This window comes from Pectobacterium colocasium (genome assembly GCF_020181655.1).
In the GTDB taxonomy this organism is placed as follows: domain Bacteria; phylum Pseudomonadota; class Gammaproteobacteria; order Enterobacterales; family Enterobacteriaceae; genus Pectobacterium; species Pectobacterium colocasium.
The window spans coordinates 4,168,004-4,185,783 of the sequence record NZ_CP084032.1 but is presented as its reverse complement, the minus strand read 5'-3'; the positions used below and the strand labels follow the sequence as shown (position 1 = coordinate 4,185,783).

Below are 17,780 nucleotides of genomic sequence, written 5' to 3'. Positions count from 1 at the left end.
CTAACCTGGACAGACCTTGCTAACTTGAAATGCATGTTCCATGCCATTGATGGAGAACAACATGCATCACGCCAGTGAGCCTTATCGGCTCGATACGGCAGAAATCACATTGCCTGATTCGGTGTTTTACGCCGAGTGGGTTCGCCGTGAAGAAGCCAGAGCGGCGCGCGAGTCAGGGCTTTCACTGTGGGAACTCATGCAGAGTGCGGGAGATGCCGCATTTCAGGTCGCTCGTCAATGCTATCCCTTGGCCCGCCGCTGGCGGGTTCTGGCTGGACACGGTAATAACGGCGGTGATGGATATGTGGTCGCCAGTTTGGCGCTGGCGGCGGGCATTGACGTGGATGTTGTTGCCTGTGCCAGCGACAAGCCGCTGCCCGACGAGGCTCATCTTGCTCGCCAGCGCTGGCTGGAACAGGGCGGTCATGTTGAAGAAGTTAATGCGCAGGATGTCGATACGCCGTGGCCGGAAGGGATCGATCTCATCGTTGATGGTCTACTCGGCACTGGGCTTTCCGCCGCACCGCGCGCACCCTATGCTGCATTAATGACACAGGCGAATACCTATCCCGCCCCCATCGTTTCACTGGATATTCCCTCTGGATTACATGCTGAAACCGGCGCCTGTGCGGGCGTTGCGATCTGTGCCGCGCATACGGTGGCGTTTATCGTGTTGAAACCGGGGTTACTGACGGGCCGTGCACGTGAACAGGTTGGGAAATTACATTACCATTCGTTAGGCTTACAGACATGGCTGGATGACCAAACAGCACCGATACGGCGACTGACTGCGGCGCACCTTGCCGAATGGCTGTCTCCTCGACCGGCCGGACAGCATAAAGGCGATAACGGCAGACTGCTGGTGGTTGGCGGCAATGCTGGTCTGGGTGGCGCGGTATTGATGGCTGCCGATGCGGCGTTACACAGCGGCGCAGGCTTAGTGCGAGTACTTACTCACAAACAGTATCAATCGGCGTTTCTGACGGCCCGACCTGAGCTGATGGTGCAGGAAATGACGACAGATACCCTGCGGCAGGGGCTGGAATGGGCGGATGTCGTCGTGATAGGGCCCGGTTTAGGACAGGATGAATGGGGTAAAAATGCGCTGCGTCTGGCAGAAAATTGTAACAAACCCATGTTATGGGATGCGGATGCGCTTAACCTGCTGGCAATCAATCCGCATAAGCGGCAGAATCGCGTGCTGACACCTCACCCCGGCGAAGCGGCGCGTTTACTGAATTGTCGCGTCTCTGATATTGAAAGTGATCGCTTACTTGCAGCGACAAGATTGGTAAAACGCTATGGTGGCGTTGTCGTGTTAAAAGGTGCGGGAACGGTCATCGTCAGCGAGCGAGACGAGGTTGCCATTGCTGATGTGGGTAACCCTGGCATGGCGACAGGTGGCATGGGTGATGTGCTGTCAGGTATTGTCGGCGGTTTGCTGGCACAAAAGCTCTCGCTGTATGATGCGGCCTGTGCAGGGTGTGTCGTACACGGTGCGGCGGCCGATTGGTTGGCGGCGCGACGCGGCACCCGGGGTATGCTGGCAACCGATTTACTGCCTGTGCTGTTCCGGTATGTTAATCCGAGCTGATGTTTTTAGAGCCGATGTTTTTAGAAATCGATGTTTTTAGGACTTATGTTGTTAGAACAATAGAATGAAAAAAATAGTCTTACTTCTGCCGGATGAGGCAGCCACTATCTCGTTAGGCACGGCGCTGGCGCAAGCTTGTGACGGCGCTTGTGTTATCCACCTTTATGGCGACCTCGGGGCAGGAAAAACGACGTTTAGTCGCGGGTTCCTACAGGCACGCGGTCATCAGGGCAATGTCAAAAGTCCCACTTATACGCTGGTAGAGCCTTATGCGTTATCGCCGCTGGCTGTCTACCACTTTGATCTCTATCGACTGGCCGACCCGGAAGAGTTGGAATTTATGGGGATCCGTGATTATTTAACGCAGGATGCTATTTGTCTGATTGAATGGCCGCAGCAGGGTGCTGGCGTGCTGCCCGATGCGGATATCGAACTGCATTTGCGCTATAAGGATCAGGGCCGACAGGCTGAACTGTCCGCTGTCTCTGCAACGGGAGACGCGATGTTACAACGTTTTTCTCTCCAGCCAGGAACAACAGAATCATGATGAGTCGTATGGTTAAGCTGTTCATCGGCGTGTGGCTGTTGCTGGCGGGGTCGGCGTGGGCCGCTAATCTGTCGGACATTAAGGTGGACAATGCTTCAGGTCAGGCGACGGTGCGTCTGAGCTTTAGCGGTCAGCCTATTTATGCTTTTTTCCCGCTGAGTAATCCTGCCAGAGTCGTCATCGATATTCGTCAGACTGGCGTCATTCAGGGGCTGCCGTTGGACTTCAGCGGGCAAAATCTGATTAAGCGTGTGCGCACCAGCAATGCGCAGGACGCACAAAGCCTGCGTTTGGTGCTGGATTTGACTCAGGCAGCTAAAACGCGAGCGGTGACGCAAAAAGAAGGTTCGGGTTACGTTGTCGTTTTCACCATCACTGGCGATAAAGCGAAAACGGTACCAGCCTCAGCGCCTCCGGCTTCGCGGCAGCAGAATAGCGCACCGGTAGAGCCCGCCAAAAATCCGTTTACCAATAAACCTACCGTGGTCGTTAGTAGCAGTTCGTCATCGTCTACCCGCGCGCCAGTCCGGCAGGGAAATGAACGTGTTGTTGTGGCGATTGATGCCGGTCACGGCGGGCAGGATCCTGGAGCGATTGGCCCTAACGGGCTGCGGGAGAAGAATGTCACTATTTCTATCGCCCGTAAGCTACAAGCCTTACTGAATAGCGATCCGGCCTTTAAAGGTGTGCTGACGCGTGACGGCGACTATTTTATCTCCGTCATGGGGCGTTCGGACGTGGCGCGTAAGCAGGGCGCGAACCTGTTAGTGTCGATTCACGCGGATGCGGCACCAAACCGTAATGCTAAAGGTGCCTCTGTTTGGGTGTTGTCCAACCGCCGTGCGAACAGCGAAATGGCAAACTGGCTGGAGCAGCATGAGAAACAGTCTGAGCTGTTGGGCGGCGCAGGCGATCTGCTGGCAAACAGCAGCGCGGATCCTTACCTCAGTCAGGCAGTGCTGGACCTGCAATTTGGTCACTCCCAACGCGTCGGGTATGACGTGGCAACGAAGGTGCTGCGTGAACTCCAGCGTGTCGGGGGGCTGCATAAACGGCGTCCTGAGCACGCCAGTTTAGGGGTGTTACGCTCGCCGGATATTCCTTCCCTACTGGTTGAAACCGGATTTATCAGTAACGTGGAAGAAGAGCGTCTGTTGGGCAGTAACGACTATCAGGAAAAACTCGCTAATGCGATTTATCAGGGATTGAGGGGATACTTCCAGACGCATCCGATGCAATCTCTCCCAAAGCAGGAAAGCCGCCCACTACAGTCGGCGGCAAGTGATACCGCAACGCCGAGTGATAACGTCAGCGCGGCAAAGGTGACAGCGGGTAGCACGCGTCATACCGTTGCACGTGGTGAAACACTTTCTTCCATTGCCCGGCGTTATGGTGTCAGCCTCGCGGCCATGCGTGATGTGAATAAGCTAAACAAGGACATTGTCTGGGTTGGACAGCGCCTGAATATTCCGGCCACAGGGTCGAAACAGACGGCATCAACGCCAGCGCCCAAAAAGGCCGCGCCGGTAAAGCATAAGGTCGTAAAGGGTGATAGCCTGAGTGCGATTGCTGCCCGTTACGGTGTTAGTATGAAGGATATCCAACAGGCGAATAATATGCGCTCCGGCACAGTACAACTGGGACAAACGCTGATTATTCCGTCTGCCTGAGACTTCATGCTGACAATGTCGATAGATTGACGTTATTAAGAGGGATGCGCCATGCCGATTCAGGTGTTGCCACCGCAGTTGGCTAACCAGATTGCTGCCGGAGAAGTGGTTGAACGTCCGGCTTCGGTCGTGAAGGAACTGGTGGAAAACAGTCTGGATGCAGGGGCGACCCGGATTGATATCGACATCGAGCGCGGTGGTGCGAAGCTGATCCGTATTCGTGACAACGGCTCGGGCATTGGAAAGGATGAATTGACGCTGGCGCTGGCACGCCATGCGACCAGTAAAATTGCGACGCTCGACGATCTGGAAGCGATCGTCAGCATGGGGTTTCGCGGCGAAGCGTTGGCGAGTATCAGTTCTGTCTCCCGCTTAACTCTGACGTCACGCACTGCCGAGCAATCCGAAGCCTGGCGGGCCTACGCCGAAGGGCGTGATATGGCCGTGACGGTCAAACCTGCCGCCCATCCTGTCGGCACTACGCTGGAAGTGCTGGATCTGTTTTATAACACGCCCGCCCGCCGTAAATTTATGCGCACCGAAAAAACTGAATTCACCCATATTGATGAGGTGGTGCGACGCATTGCGCTGGCGCGTTTTGATGTCGCCATTACGCTGCATCATAACGGTAAGCTGATGCGGCAGTACCGTGCGGCAGCGGATAAAAGCCAGCATGAACGTCGGTTAGGCAGCATTTGCGGTGCGACTTTCTTGCAACATGCGCTGGCGGTGTCATGGCAACACGGCGATCTCACCATTCATGGCTGGGTGGCCGATCCGGTTGGCGCGAAACAACTGCCTGATATGCAGTATTGCTACGTGAACCAGCGCATGATGCGCGATCGGCTCATCAATCACGCCATCCGACAGGCCTATCAGGATCAGCTTAGCGACGATCAGCAGCCCGCTTATGTTTTGTATCTGGAGATCGACCCACATCAGGTTGATGTCAACGTTCACCCCGCCAAGCATGAAGTTCGGTTCCATCAGGCTCGACTGGTGCATGACTTTATCTATCAGGCGGTGATGTCCGTTCTGCAACAGGCTTCCGCACCGGGGCTTGGTATGACGGAGCCGGAAACCGGGAAACCCGTGCAATGGCAGCAGGAAAATCGTCCCGCCGCTGGCGAAAATCACTTTGCTCAGCCGTCACGTACCGATAACGCTCCATCGTATGGCGGGAAAACGCCGCGCGCGGGTCATTCCGGTTCGGCGAGAGAAGCTGCCTATTCCGGCTATCAACCGGAAAATCCGTACCAGAAAAAGCAGGGCGATCTGTATAAGGCGCTGCTGCAACCTGCGGATAATGCAGCAAGTGTACCACCGCCGTCTGGCGAGCGTGTTTCTGTCGCCTCGAATCACGCTGCGTCGCCAGATGCGGCAGTGCCGTCGACGGCATTACCCGTTTTCCCTCCACATCGCGCTACGTTAGAGACGGCAGCGAGCAATCCCAGGGCACGTACTTCGATTGAGCCGCCGCTGGAAAGTCAATCGAGTGGTTTTGGGCGAGTATTGACGGTTTATCCGCCGTGCTACGCGCTGTTGGAGTACCATAAGGGGTTGGCGATGCTGTCGCTTGCCGTTGCCGAGCGCTATCTGAAAGCGGTGCAACTGACGCCGTCGGAAGAGGGACTGCGGGCGCAGCCGTTACTGATTCCGCAGCGCCTGACGTTGAGTAAATCTGAGCTGAGCGTGTTGTCTGCGCATCACGCTTTGCTGACTCGTTTTGGTATTGATGTACTCGTTGAGTCACAGCGTGCCACATTGCGTGCCGTACCTTTACCATTGCGCCAACAAAATTTACAAAACTTGATCTCTGAACTGATAGGCTATCTGGCCGACTATCAGACGGTTGAGACACAGCAGGTGGAACCTGGCGCCCTGGCATCGTGGATGGCAACGCGATTGCAGAGTGAGCAGGAAAGCTGGAGCCATTCTCAGGCCATACAATTACTGGCGGATGTCGAGCGGCTTTGTCCGCAGTTGGCGAAAGCGCCGCCGTCTGAACTTTTATATATGGTGGACATCGATGATGCCATCAAGGCTTTAAAGCATGAATGATGTAGAAAACGCGCCGTTGCCGCCCGCCATTTTTATCATGGGGCCAACGGCGTCAGGAAAAACGGCACTGGCAATGGCGTTACGAGAATATTTGCCAGTAGAGTTGATTAGCGTCGATTCCGCCCTCATCTATAAAGGTATGGATATCGGGACAGCGAAACCGAGTGCGGAAGAGCTGGCACTGGCGCCGCATCGGTTAATCGACATTCTCGACCCGGCGGAATCTTATTCTGCGGCCGATTTTCGCCGCGATGCGCTACGTGAGATGGCGGAGATTACCGCCGCCGGACGCATTCCCCTTTTAGTCGGGGGGACGATGTTGTATTTCAAGGCGCTGCTGGAGGGGCTTTCTCCTCTGCCGCCAGCCGATGCCGCAGTGCGCCAGCGCATTGAAGAGCAGGCAAAAGAAATCGGCTGGGAAGCGATGCATCGGCAGCTCAGTGAGATCGATCCGGTAGCAGCAATTCGGATTCATCCAAATGATCCGCAGAGACTCTCGCGAGCACTGGAAGTTTTTTTCGTTTCAGGTAACACTTTAACTGAACTGACAAAAACGTCTGGCGACGCGCTGCCCTATCAGGTTCATCAGTTTGCTATCGCCCCGGCGACGCGTGAATTGTTGCATCAGCGAATTGAACAGCGCTTTCACCAGATGTTGGCGGCGGGGTTTGAGACAGAAGCCCGGACATTGTTTGCCCGGCGCGACCTTCATACGGATATGCCCTCTATTCGTTGCGTTGGTTATCGCCAGATGTGGTCATATTTATCCGGTGAAATTGATTACGATGAAATGGTTTATCGGGGCATTTGTGCGACGCGTCAGTTAGCGAAGCGGCAAATGACCTGGCTACGCGGTTGGGATGATGTCTGCTGGCTGGATAGCGAAAAACCGACTGAAGCACTGCACAACGTTATACAGGTCATTAAGGCATAGGTTTGTTAGTGCATAGGTTGAGTGATTGTGTACAATCGGTGAGTCTCAGCGTGCAAGTTTTTTACACCGTTATTTTAGAACCGTAGGGTTCTTTGTTACAAACAACATACAAATAAGGAAAATATAGAATGGCTAAGGGGCAATCTTTGCAAGATCCGTTCTTGAACGCTTTGCGTCGTGAACGTGTTCCGGTTTCGATTTATTTGGTGAACGGTATTAAGCTGCAAGGTCAGATCGAATCTTTCGATCAGTTCGTGATTTTGTTGAAAAACACGGTAAGTCAGATGGTTTATAAGCACGCCATCTCTACAGTTGTTCCCTCTCGTCCTGTATCTCACCATAGCAACAATCCAGGCGGCGGCAGCAATTATCACGGTAACAACACGGCGGCTTCGCAGCAGTCGCAGGAAGCTGATGACGCCGAATAAGGCGTATTGTCAATTCACCACGGCGCGGGAGAGCTGGACGCATCGCTCGGCTCCTTCGCTGTGGTGTTTTTTGCTCGTTTGAGAGGTTACTCGCTTGTTTGACCGTTATGAATCAGGTGAACGGGCCATATTAGTTCATATTTACTTCTCGCAAGATAAAGATACGGAAGATCTGCTGGAGTTCGAATCTCTGGTTTCTTCTGCCGGTATTGAATCCTTGCAGGTGGTTACTGGTAGCCGTAAGGCGCCTCACCCCAAGTATTTTGTCGGGGAAGGCAAAGCAGAAGAAATTGCTCAGGCAGTAAAAGAAACCGGCGCGTTTGTCGTGCTGTTTGATCATGCGCTGACGCCAGCTCAGGAACGTAATCTGGAGCGTTTGTGCGAGTGTCGGGTGATCGATCGTACCGGACTGATTTTAGATATTTTTGCCCAGCGTGCGCGTACTCACGAGGGGAAATTACAGGTAGAACTGGCACAGCTGCGCCACCTTGCGACCCGATTGGTTCGCGGTTGGACGCACCTTGAGCGCCAGAAAGGCGGTATCGGTTTGCGTGGCCCGGGTGAAACCCAGCTTGAAACCGACCGCCGTTTATTGCGTAACCGTATCACTCAGATACTGTCGCGTCTTGAACGGGTAGAAAAACAGCGTGAACAGGGGCGGCGGTCGCGAGTTCGCGCCGATGTCCCCACCGTTTCTCTGGTGGGCTATACCAACGCGGGTAAATCCACGCTGTTTAACAAGATTACATCGGCGGGCGTTTATGCCGCCGATCAGTTATTTGCCACACTGGATCCTACATTGCGCCGCATTGAAGTGGATGATGTCGGTGATACAGTGCTGGCGGATACCGTAGGTTTTATCCGGCAGTTGCCCCATGATTTGGTGGCTGCGTTTAAGGCTACACTACAGGAAACACGTCAGGCCTCGCTGCTGTTGCACGTTGTTGATGCTGCCGATCCTCGTCTTGACGAGAACATTGAGGCGGTTAATGACGTACTGACGGAAATCGAGGCGGATGAAATACCTGCGCTGTTGGTAATGAACAAGATTGATATGCTGGATGATTTTGTTCCGCGCATCGATCGCAACGAAGAGAATTTACCGGTACGGGTCTGGCTTTCAGCACAGACCGGCGACGGTATTCCGTTGCTATTTCAGGCATTGACTGAGCGGCTTTCCGGGGAAATCGCACAATATACCTTGCATCTTCCCCCGCAGGCAGGACGCTTGCGTAGTCGTTTTTACCAGCTTCAGGCAATAGAAAAAGAATGGATTGAAGAGGATGGGCAAATTGGTTTGGTTATTCGTATGCCGATTGCTGACTGGCGCCGCCTCTGCAAAAAAGAGCAGGAACTGATGGACTATATTGTCTGATTTGACTGGCAGAAACAGTCTGAGCGGTGAAATAGTCTGACGGACTCTGGGATATTGAACCTGAAGAACACCTATCATAAAGAATGGAGCTAAAACATGGCGTGGAATCAGCCCGGTAATAACGGACAAGACCGCGACCCGTGGGGGAGCAGCAGCAATAATGGCGGCAACTCTGGCGGAAATAACAATAAAGGTGGCCGAGATCAGGGGCCGCCGGATCTGGACGACATCTTCCGTAAGCTGAGCAAAAAACTCAGCGATCTGGGTGGCGGAAAAGGTTCTGGCTCAAGCAACAGCGGAAATTCTGGCGGCCCAGCACTGGGTGGCCGGATCGTCGGTATCGCTGCCGTCGCTGCGGTTGTCATCTGGGCTGCTACGGGTTTCTATACCATTAAAGAAGCGGAACGCGGTGTCGTTACGCGCTTTGGTAAATTCAGCCATTTGGTGGGGCCAGGTCTTAACTGGAAACCGACCTTCATTGACTCTGTTCGCGCCGTGAACGTCGAGTCGGTGCGTGAACTGGCGACGTCGGGCGTGATGTTGACGTCAGACGAAAACGTCGTGCGTGTTGAAATGAACGTGCAATATCGTGTCACGCAGCCAGAACAATATCTGTTCAGCGTAACCAATGCGGATGACAGCCTGCGTCAGGCAACTGACAGCGCGCTGCGCGGCGTGATTGGTAAGTACACGATGGACAAAATTCTGACGGAAGGCCGTACCATTGTGCGTACGGATACCCAGCGCGTACTGGAAGAAACCGTTCGTCCGTACAACATGGGGATCACGCTGCTGGACGTCAACTTCCAGACCGCGCGTCCGCCGGAAGAAGTGAAGGCCGCGTTTGACGATGCGATTGCCGCTCGTGAAAACGAACAGCAATACATTCGTGAAGCGGAAGCGTACGCGAACGAAGTGCAGCCGCGTGCTAATGGTCAGGCTCAGCGTATTCTCGAAGAGTCTCGCGCTTATAAAACCCGTACCGTTCTGGAAGCGCAGGGTGAAGTTGCTCGCTTTGCTCGCGTCTTACCGGAATATAAAGCCGCACCGGAAATTACCCGTGAGCGTCTGTATATCGAAACGATGGAACGCGTGCTGAGTCATACCCGCAAAGTGCTGGTCAATGACAAGGGCGGCAACCTGATGGTTCTGCCGCTGGATCAGATGCTGCGTGGACAAAGTGCTGACAATACGCAAAGCAACAGCAGTAACACCAGCGCTAGCCCACTGCGTCTGCCCACTGGCAACAGCGGGGCGGCGAATAGCAACCAGACGCGCAGCAGCAACAATGGAAATATCATGGATCAGCGCAGAGCAAATGCGCAGCGTGATGACTTCACTCGAGTAGGGAGAGAATAATCGATGCGTAAGCCCTTACTATTTATCCTGATCCTGGTACTGATGGTGGTCTATGCGTCACTGTTTGTGGTGCAGGAAGGCCAGCGCGGCATTGTGATGCGTTTTGGTAAAGTATTGCGTGATGACGAGAATAAGCCACTGATTTATGAGCCGGGATTGCAATTTAAGATTCCGTTTATCGATTCAGTGAAAATGCTCGATGCACGTATCCAAACGATGGAAAATCAGGCTGACCGCTTTATCACTAAAGAGCAGAAAGACCTGATTGTCGATTCCTACATTAAATGGCGTATCAGCGATTTCAGCCGCTACTATCTGGCTACAGGTGGTGGTGACATCTCTCAGGCTGAAGTCCTGCTGAAACGTAAATTCAGTGACCGTCTGCGTTCTGAAATTGGTCGCCTGGATGTGAAAGGTATTGTGACCGACTCGCGTGGACAGCTGATGTCTGACGTGCGTGAAGCGCTGAATACCGGCACCGGTGAAACCACCGAAGCCGATAATGCGATTGCTTCTGCGGCGGCGCGCGTTGAGAAAGAGACGACAGGTAACGAACCTCACATTAACCCTAACAGTATGGCTGCGCTGGGTATTCAGGTTATTGATGTGCGAATTAAGCAAATCAACCTGCCAACTGAAGTGTCTGACGCGATTTACCAACGTATGCGTGCAGAGCGTGAAGCGGTCGCGCGTCGCCACCGTTCACAGGGTCAGGAAGAAGCTGAAAAGCTGAAAGCGGCAGCAGACTATGAAGTCACCCGTACGCTGGCTGAAGCTGAGCGTCAGGGGCGTATCACCCGTGGTGAAGGGGATGCCGAAGCGGCGAAACTGTTTGCTAATGCATTCAGTGAAGATCCTGACTTCTACGCTTTCGTTCGTAGCCTGCGCGCGTATGAAAGCAGTTTCAGTAATAATCAGGACGTGATGGTTCTCAGCCCGGATAGCGACTTCTTCCGCTACATGAAGTCACCGGATAGCAGTATGGCACCACGCCGCTGATCGTCATTCACTGACGTCTTTCATCAAGCCCGGGTTCTTTCTCGGGCTTTTTTTTGGTTCATCGCGCTTTACCGGGGAACGCTGCTTTAATTTTCAGGAAGAAGTAGTCGTTATCCCGGTATCCATAAGCCATTCGCTTTAGTACCTTGATTTTGTTATTCATCCCCTCCAGCACACTCGTATTCAGACGATGTTCAGCACTGGCGATTATCCCGCTCACGTAGCCCTTGAGCTTATCTGCGAACTGCTGCAGCGCTTTTATATCGCTCTCCTGAGACTGCCTGTACCATTCATCCCAGCGATGCCGGGCCACCTCCTTATCCGGCGCATACCACAGCTCTTTCAGCGCAGTTTTCATCACGTACACGGTGTTCAGCGGCTGGTTGGCCTCCAGCAACTCTGCCAGCTTTACATCATGACCTGCTGGCAGATTTTCAGCGTTACGCAGCAACAGCCAGCGGCTGCGCTTGATAACCTTCCGGGTTTTCGCGTTGTCACGTAGCTGATTCGCCTGGTCAACCCGCACCCTGTCGATGACCTCGCGACCGAACTTCGCCACCACGTGGAACAAATCATAGACCACTTCCGCCTGTGGGCATTGCTCCCTGACTTCAAGGTCCAGCGCCGTGTTCATGTCCATTGCGACAGACTCGATAGCCGCGCAGCCTTCCGGTCCCAGCCAGGTGAAGAACGGGCGGAAGGCCGCGCGGCTGCGACCTTCCCCGACCCACAGCACCTGCTGCGTATCAGCGTCCACGACCACAGTGGCATAGCGATGACCTTTAAACAGGGCGAACTCATCCATTATCAGGCGGCGAAGTGTATGTCGCTCTGGCTCCTGCAATTCCCGACGCAAACGGCGGAGGTCGATATTCTTGATGGTGTGCCAGTGCAGGCCTGTCAGCTGTGCTACGTGCTTCACGGGGAGTAGACGGCTAAGAGACTCAACCCAGACGGATAATTTAGAGGTGTAACGCTGCCTCTCAGGCAACCAGGAGATACGTTCGGTGGCAACACCGCAGCAGGCGCAGCGAAGACGACGAACAGGAACCAGAAGGGTGACGCGCCAGTGCAGCAAATCCCGCTCACGAACCTGACGTACAGAGACATCATGAACGGCACAGTCTCTTCGGCCACATCGGCGGCACTGGGGTGCAAAACGGGGGTCTGGGCGAAGCGTAATAAGCAGCGCATCAGATGAGGAATGGGAAAAGGAGTCAACGGTAAAGCCTTCCCAGAAAAGGGAAGAGAGGTTAGCATTCATGGCAGACGGCGGTTGAGTGGTCGGTTGGTGTTTTGGCGAATACAAAACTAACCACTTTTACCGCCGTTTTCTATTGGTTCACGCTTAAGCGCGATGAACCTTTTTTGCCATTTTCTGGCAGAGATATTCAAGGGTTTGCTCCTGCACGAATCGGATGCGGGGAAAAGAGGTTGTTATGAATTCAACGATTTGGCTGGCGCTTGGTCTGGTTTTGGTGCTTGAAGGGCTTGGGCCGTTGCTGTTTCCCCGTCTCTGGCGGCGTATGATTTTGGGTATCGCACAGTTGCCGGATAATGTTTTGCGCCGTTTTGGCGGTGGAATAGTTGTTGCTGGGTGCGTGATCTACTACATGTTGCGTAGCCGCATGGGAGGCTAAAATTAAGCGGAAAAATGTGCGCAATCGTGTGCTAAAAGTACTGAAAGCATCCAAATGAGATGTTAGAATCCTTTTTTAAGCAACCTGGTGATTCTTGAAATGGGTAAGAACGTCGTCGTACTGGGCACCCAATGGGGTGACGAAGGTAAAGGCAAGGTCGTTGACCTGCTGACTGAACGGGCTAAATATGTTGTGCGCTATCAGGGTGGACACAATGCTGGCCACACACTGGTTATCAACGGTGAAAAAACCGTCCTTCATTTAATTCCTTCTGGCATTCTGCGTGAAAATGTTGTCAGCATCATCGGTAACGGTGTTGTGCTGGCGCCTGATGCATTGATGAAAGAAATGACGGAGCTTGAAGCGCGTGGCGTCCCGGTACGCGAACGTCTGCTGCTTTCTGAAGCTTGTCCGTTAATCCTGCCTTATCACGTCGCGCTGGATAACGCCCGTGAGAAAGCGCGTGGTGCGAAAGCAATTGGTACGACTGGCCGTGGTATCGGTCCTGCGTATGAAGATAAAGTTGCTCGCCGTGGTCTGCGCGTTGGCGATCTGTTTGATAAAGAAACCTTTGCCGTCAAACTGAAAGAGATCGTCGAATACCATAACTTCCAGTTGGTTAACTACTACAAAGCCGATGCGGTCGACTACCAGAAAGTGCTGGACGATGTGCTGGCGATTGCTGACATCCTGACTGCGATGGTGGTTGATGTTTCCGATCTGCTGTACAAAGCGCACCTGCGTGGCGATTTCGTTATGTTTGAAGGCGCACAGGGTACACTGCTGGATATCGACCACGGTACTTATCCGTACGTGACTTCCTCAAATACCACTGCGGGTGGCGTTGCTACCGGTTCTGGTCTGGGTCCACGTTATGTAGACTACGTGCTGGGTATCGTTAAAGCTTATTCTACTCGTGTAGGTGCCGGTCCATTCCCGACTGAGCTGTTTGAAGAAGTCGGTGAGCACCTGTCTCAGAAAGGCAACGAGTTTGGCGCGACAACAGGTCGCCGTCGTCGTACTGGCTGGCTGGATGCCGTTGCCGTGCGTCGTGCAGTGCAGATCAACTCGCTGTCTGGCTTCTGCCTGACCAAGCTGGATGTTCTGGACGGTCTGAAAGAGATTAAAATCTGCGTAGGCTATCGTTTACCGAATGGCACCGAAGTGGATACCACTCCGCTGGCTGCTGAAGGCTGGGAAGGTCTTGAGCCGATTTACGAAACGATGCCAGGCTGGTCTGAAAGCACGTTTGGTGTGAAAGATCACAGCAAGCTGCCGCAGGCTGCTCTGAACTACATCAAACGTATCGAAGAAGTCACCGGTGTGCCGATTGATATTATTTCTACCGGCCCGGATCGTAGCGAAACGATGGTGTTGCGCGATCCCTTCGACGCTTGATCTCGTCCCCTTAACGGGTGATGCGAAGATGAAAAAGGACGGGATTCCCGTCCTTTTTGCTATCTGTCAGTTAACCGTCGTCGTGTGAATAACGACGGCTTCTATCTGTTATTCCTGAGCGTTTTCCGCTTTCTTCTTCAGCCCATCTAATAGCTTATTGTGGATGTTGCTGAATCCGCCGTTGCTCATCACCAGAATGTGGTCGCCAGGCTGTGCGGTCTTGACGATGTTGTCTACCAACGTGTCAATGTCCGCGCTCCAGTGCGCAGGCTGTACGCAGGCTTCCGCGACTTCTACGACCTGCCACGGAATATGTGCTGGCTGGAAGAGGAACACTTCATCTGCACGGCCTAATGACGGTGCCAGCTCGTTTTTACACATCCCCAATTTCATGGTGTTGGAACGGGGTTCAAGCACGGCCAAAATACGCGCCGTGCCGCCAACCTTGCTGCGTAGTGCCGACAGCGTTGCCAGAATCGCGGTAGGGTGGTGTGCAAAGTCGTCATAAACTGCGACGCCATGCGCCGTACCGCGTAATTCCAAACGGCGACGCGCGTTGATAAATCCACCCAGCGCACGGCAGGCATCTGCGGGTAGCACGCCGACGTGGTGTGCTGCCGCAATGGCCATCAGCCCGTTGTGCATGTTGTGTTCACCCACCAGCTTCCAGTGGACTTCACCGACGAGTTCATTGTTCAGGTAAACCTGATATTGGCTGGCATCAATCGACACTTTCTGTGCCCGCCATGTGCCTTCTTCGCCAACCAGTTCCTGCTCGCTCCAGCATCCCATTCCCATCACCTGTTTGAGGTTAAGGTCGTTGGTTGGCAGGATGATCTTTCCGCTGCCGGGTACCAGCCGTACAAGATGGTGGAACTGTTTTTGAATGGCTTTCAGATCGTCGAAGATATCGGCGTGATCGAACTCAAGGTTGTTGAGTACCAGCGTTCTGGGGCAGTAATGTACGAATTTGGAACGCTTGTCGAAGAACGCACAGTCATATTCATCGGCTTCGAGCACCATGAACGGGCTGTCGCCCAACCGTGCGGAAACGGTGAAGTTGCCGGGAACGCCGCCGATCACAAAGCCGGGCTGGTAGCCACACTCTTCCAGAATCCAGGTGACCATCCCCGCGGTCGTGGTTTTGCCGTGTGTACCCGCAACGGCAATCACCCAGCGATCGCGTAATACATGATCGTGCAGCCACTGTGGACCGGAAACATAGGGTAATCCCTGTTCCAGTACGGCTTCAACGCATGGGTTTCCCCGCGTCATCGCATTGCCGATGATGACTAAATCAGGGGCGGGAGTAAGCTGTGCCGGATCGTAGCCCTGAATCAGCGTGATTCCTTGCTCTTCAAGTAAGGTACTCATGGGGGGATAAACATTCGCATCTGAGCCTGTGACGTCATGCCCCAGCGAACGAGCAAGCAGGGCAAGGCCACCCATAAAGGTGCCGCAGATACCTAAAATATGAATACGCATACATTTTCCATCTTCACAGTGAGTCTGCGTCACATTCTAACGCTATGAATCCGCCATAAGAAATGGATTTGACTAGGTACTCACTTTCTCTTTGGGCTACACTGCATGCGCAAACGTTGGCGGTGCAGAAATGAAACCGCTTTTCATCCGTAGATTCTGGAATAGTGTTATGAAAACGTTAGGCGAATTTATCGTCGAAAAACAGCACGATTTCTCTCACGCCACAGGTGAGCTTACCGCGCTGCTGTCTGCTATTAAACTGGGTGCCAAGATTATTCACCGTGATATCAATAAAGCGGGTCTGGTTGATATCCTGGGTGCCAGCGGCATTTCTAATGTTCAGGGCGAAGTGCAGATGAAGCTCGATCTGTATGCCAATGAGAAACTGAAAGCGGCATTAAAAGCGCGTGGTGAAGTGGCAGGTATTGCCTCCGAAGAAGAAGACGAAATTGTTATCTTTGAAGGTGATAAGGCGGAAAATGCCAAGTATGTCGTTCTGATGGATCCGCTGGATGGCTCGTCGAATATCGATGTGAACGTCTCTGTTGGTACCATTTTCTCTATTTATCGCCGTATTACGCCGCTGGGAACCTCAGTCACGGAAGCTGACTTCTTACAGCCGGGTAGCCAGCAGGTTGCTGCGGGTTACATTGTTTACGGTTCTTCCACCATGCTGGTGTACACCACGGGTCACGGCGTGCACGCCTTTACCTACGATCCGTCGCTCGGTGTATTCTGTCTCTCGCATGAAAAAGTTTGCTTCCCGGAAAAAGGGAATATGTATTCCATCAACGAAGGGAACTACATCAAGTTTCCTGTCGGCGTGAAGAAATACATCAAATACTGTCAGGAGCAGGATGAAGAAACGCAGCGTCCTTATACGTCGCGTTATATCGGCTCACTGGTGGCGGATTTCCACCGCAATCTGCTGAAAGGCGGAATCTACCTGTATCCGAGCACGGCGAGCTACCCGAAAGGCAAACTGCGTTTGCTGTACGAATGCAACCCGATGGCGTTTTTGGCGGAGCAGGCGGGCGGTAAGGCCAGTGACGGTAAAAACCGTATTCTGGATATTACGCCGGAGAAACTGCACCAGCGCTCACCGTTCTTCGTCGGGACGGAATCAATGGTGAATGACGTTGAACGCTTTATCCGTGAATTCCCAGACGCTTAATTAGCGCTTTCCCGTGTTGTCGGGCTTTCTGCCAACGCGGGATGACTTTATGGCGTGCTGTCCAGTACGCCATTTTTGTGGCTCGCCACAACCCGCGTTTTTTAGTGTTGTGCCTCGAACCAGCTTTCCAGAATAATCACCGCAGAGGCCGCGTCTACACTCCCTTTATCCAGTGCTCTAAAGCCGCCACGTTCGAAGAGATCCGCGCGCGCTTCTACGGTACTCAAGCGTTCATCGTGTAACTCAATCGCGACGCCAAAACGGCCATGCAGTCGGTTAGCGAACTTTCGCGCCCGTGCCGTCAATGGCTGTTCGGTGCCATCCATGTTGAGCGGTAAGCCGACGACGACCAGATCAGGTTGCCATTCTGACAACAGCTTCTCCACTTTTTGCCAGTCTGGGATGCCTTCCTGCGCTTTGAATGAGGTCAGTGGGCGTGCTGTACCGGTAATCTCCTGACCGATGGCGACACCGATGCTTTTTGTCCCAAAATCAAAGGCAAGGATGGTTCTGCTGTTCATCAGGCATGTCCCGCTTCGGTGGAGATATTATGAATATCGATGCCCAGCTTTCTGGCCGCCGCCCGCCAACGTTCTGCAATCGGCGTGTGGAACAGAATGTCTTTATCGGCCGGCGTGGTCAGCCAGGCGTTCTCCAGCAGCTCTTCTTCCAACTGGCCGTTCTCCCAGGCGGAATAGCCTAAGGCGACCAGCGTATTTTTCGGCTGACTAGGTGTCCCCAACGTTTCCAGCACGTCTTTTGACGTGGTGATCATGGTGTCTTCAGAAATACTGATGCTGGAGCCAAAGCCGGGACAAGGCGTGTGCAGGATAAAACCCCGATCGTCCGCCAGCGGGCCGCCCATGAAGACGGGGTTATCCAATCGAATGGCAGGATCGCGCGGTGTCGGATCTATTTTTAGCTTGTTCAGCACATTTTCCACGGAAAACTGATCCATCGGTTTATTGATGATCAGCCCCATGGCTCCGTCTTCATTATGTTCGCAGATATAGACCACCGAACGTTTAAATACAGAGTCCTGTAGTGCTGGCATAGCAATGAGGAAGTGATGCTGTAAATTCATTGTGTATTTTTATCGATATCCGTCAGCGTTGG

The 17,780-nt window shown here is 53.4% G+C and carries 16 protein-coding genes; 12 read left to right on the top strand and 4 right to left on the bottom strand.

Annotated elements, in window-relative coordinates; all coding sequences use genetic code 11:
* Window positions 1-61: 61 nt before the first annotated feature.
* From nnr to hflC, 9 genes are all read left to right on the top strand, one after another.
* On the top strand, window positions 62-1,594 hold the full coding sequence (gene nnr, locus LCF41_RS18875; protein ID WP_225085877.1) for a bifunctional ADP-dependent NAD(P)H-hydrate dehydratase/NAD(P)H-hydrate epimerase: 1,533 nt from the start codon (window positions 62-64) through the stop codon (window positions 1,592-1,594).
* A gap of 64 nt (window positions 1,595-1,658) precedes the next feature.
* A complete protein-coding gene (gene tsaE, locus LCF41_RS18870; RefSeq protein ID WP_225085876.1) occupies window positions 1,659-2,141 on the top strand; it encodes a tRNA (adenosine(37)-N6)-threonylcarbamoyltransferase complex ATPase subunit type 1 TsaE in 483 nt (160 codons plus the stop codon).
* On the top strand, window positions 2,138-3,811 hold the full coding sequence (amiB, locus tag LCF41_RS18865; RefSeq protein ID WP_225085875.1) for an N-acetylmuramoyl-L-alanine amidase AmiB: 1,674 nt from the start codon (window positions 2,138-2,140) through the stop codon (window positions 3,809-3,811). The genes tsaE and amiB overlap by 4 nt, the downstream gene beginning before the upstream one ends.
* 51 nt (window positions 3,812-3,862) lie before the next feature.
* Window positions 3,863-5,872: a DNA mismatch repair endonuclease MutL gene (mutL, locus tag LCF41_RS18860; RefSeq protein WP_225085874.1), complete on the top strand. Its 2,010-nt coding sequence runs from the start codon at window positions 3,863-3,865 to the stop codon at window positions 5,870-5,872.
* Window positions 5,865-6,806 carry a tRNA (adenosine(37)-N6)-dimethylallyltransferase MiaA gene (gene miaA, locus LCF41_RS18855; protein ID WP_225085873.1) on the top strand — a complete coding sequence of 314 codons (942 nt, stop codon included), beginning with the start codon at window positions 5,865-5,867 and terminating at the stop codon, window positions 6,804-6,806. Before mutL ends, miaA begins: the two co-directional genes overlap by 8 nt.
* A gap of 128 nt (window positions 6,807-6,934) precedes the next feature.
* Window positions 6,935-7,234, top strand: a complete 300-nt coding sequence (hfq, locus tag LCF41_RS18850; RefSeq protein ID WP_015841848.1) for an RNA chaperone Hfq — start codon at window positions 6,935-6,937, stop codon at window positions 7,232-7,234.
* Window positions 7,235-7,328: 94 nt separating this feature from the next.
* Window positions 7,329-8,609, top strand: a complete 1,281-nt coding sequence (gene hflX / locus LCF41_RS18845; RefSeq protein WP_225085872.1) for a ribosome rescue GTPase HflX — start codon at window positions 7,329-7,331, stop codon at window positions 8,607-8,609.
* A gap of 96 nt (window positions 8,610-8,705) precedes the next feature.
* Window positions 8,706-9,968 carry an FtsH protease activity modulator HflK gene (gene hflK, locus LCF41_RS18840; protein ID WP_225085871.1) on the top strand — a complete coding sequence of 421 codons (1,263 nt, stop codon included), beginning with the start codon at window positions 8,706-8,708 and terminating at the stop codon, window positions 9,966-9,968.
* A 3-nt stretch (window positions 9,969-9,971) separates the two neighbouring features.
* Window positions 9,972-10,967, top strand: coding sequence for a protease modulator HflC (gene hflC / locus LCF41_RS18835; RefSeq protein WP_225085870.1), 996 nt, complete (start codon window positions 9,972-9,974; stop codon window positions 10,965-10,967).
* Between the two features lie 58 nt (window positions 10,968-11,025).
* Here the strand turns inward: hflC and LCF41_RS18830 are convergent, their stop codons facing one another.
* Window positions 11,026-12,231, bottom strand: coding sequence for an ISL3 family transposase (locus LCF41_RS18830; protein WP_225088227.1), 1,206 nt, complete (start codon window positions 12,229-12,231; stop codon window positions 11,026-11,028).
* Window positions 12,232-12,406: 175 nt separating this feature from the next.
* Here LCF41_RS18830 and LCF41_RS18825 point away from each other — a divergent pair, with 175 nt between their 5' ends.
* Window positions 12,407-12,607 carry a DUF2065 domain-containing protein gene (locus LCF41_RS18825; protein WP_225085869.1) on the top strand — a complete coding sequence of 67 codons (201 nt, stop codon included), beginning with the start codon at window positions 12,407-12,409 and terminating at the stop codon, window positions 12,605-12,607.
* A gap of 99 nt (window positions 12,608-12,706) precedes the next feature.
* Complete coding sequence (locus LCF41_RS18820) at window positions 12,707-14,005, top strand: adenylosuccinate synthase (RefSeq protein WP_015841843.1); 1,299 nt, start codon at window positions 12,707-12,709, stop codon at window positions 14,003-14,005.
* Between the two features lie 108 nt (window positions 14,006-14,113).
* On the opposite strand, the gene mpl is transcribed toward LCF41_RS18820, so the two are convergent.
* Window positions 14,114-15,490, bottom strand: coding sequence for a UDP-N-acetylmuramate:L-alanyl-gamma-D-glutamyl-meso-diaminopimelate ligase (gene mpl / locus LCF41_RS18815; protein ID WP_225085868.1), 1,377 nt, complete (start codon window positions 15,488-15,490; stop codon window positions 14,114-14,116).
* Window positions 15,491-15,659: 169 nt separating this feature from the next.
* Here mpl and fbp point away from each other — a divergent pair, with 169 nt between their 5' ends.
* Window positions 15,660-16,664, top strand: coding sequence for a class 1 fructose-bisphosphatase (fbp, locus tag LCF41_RS18810; protein ID WP_225085867.1), 1,005 nt, complete (start codon window positions 15,660-15,662; stop codon window positions 16,662-16,664).
* A 101-nt stretch (window positions 16,665-16,765) separates the two neighbouring features.
* Here the strand turns inward: fbp and ruvX are convergent, their stop codons facing one another.
* Both ruvX and LCF41_RS18800 read right to left on the bottom strand, forming a co-directional pair.
* On the bottom strand, window positions 16,766-17,185 hold the full coding sequence (ruvX, locus tag LCF41_RS18805; RefSeq protein WP_225085866.1) for a Holliday junction resolvase RuvX: 420 nt from the start codon (window positions 17,183-17,185) through the stop codon (window positions 16,766-16,768).
* Window positions 17,185-17,748, bottom strand: coding sequence for a YqgE/AlgH family protein (locus LCF41_RS18800; protein WP_225085865.1), 564 nt, complete (start codon window positions 17,746-17,748; stop codon window positions 17,185-17,187). The genes ruvX and LCF41_RS18800 overlap by 1 nt, the downstream gene beginning before the upstream one ends.
* Window positions 17,749-17,780: the final 32 nt, after the last annotated feature.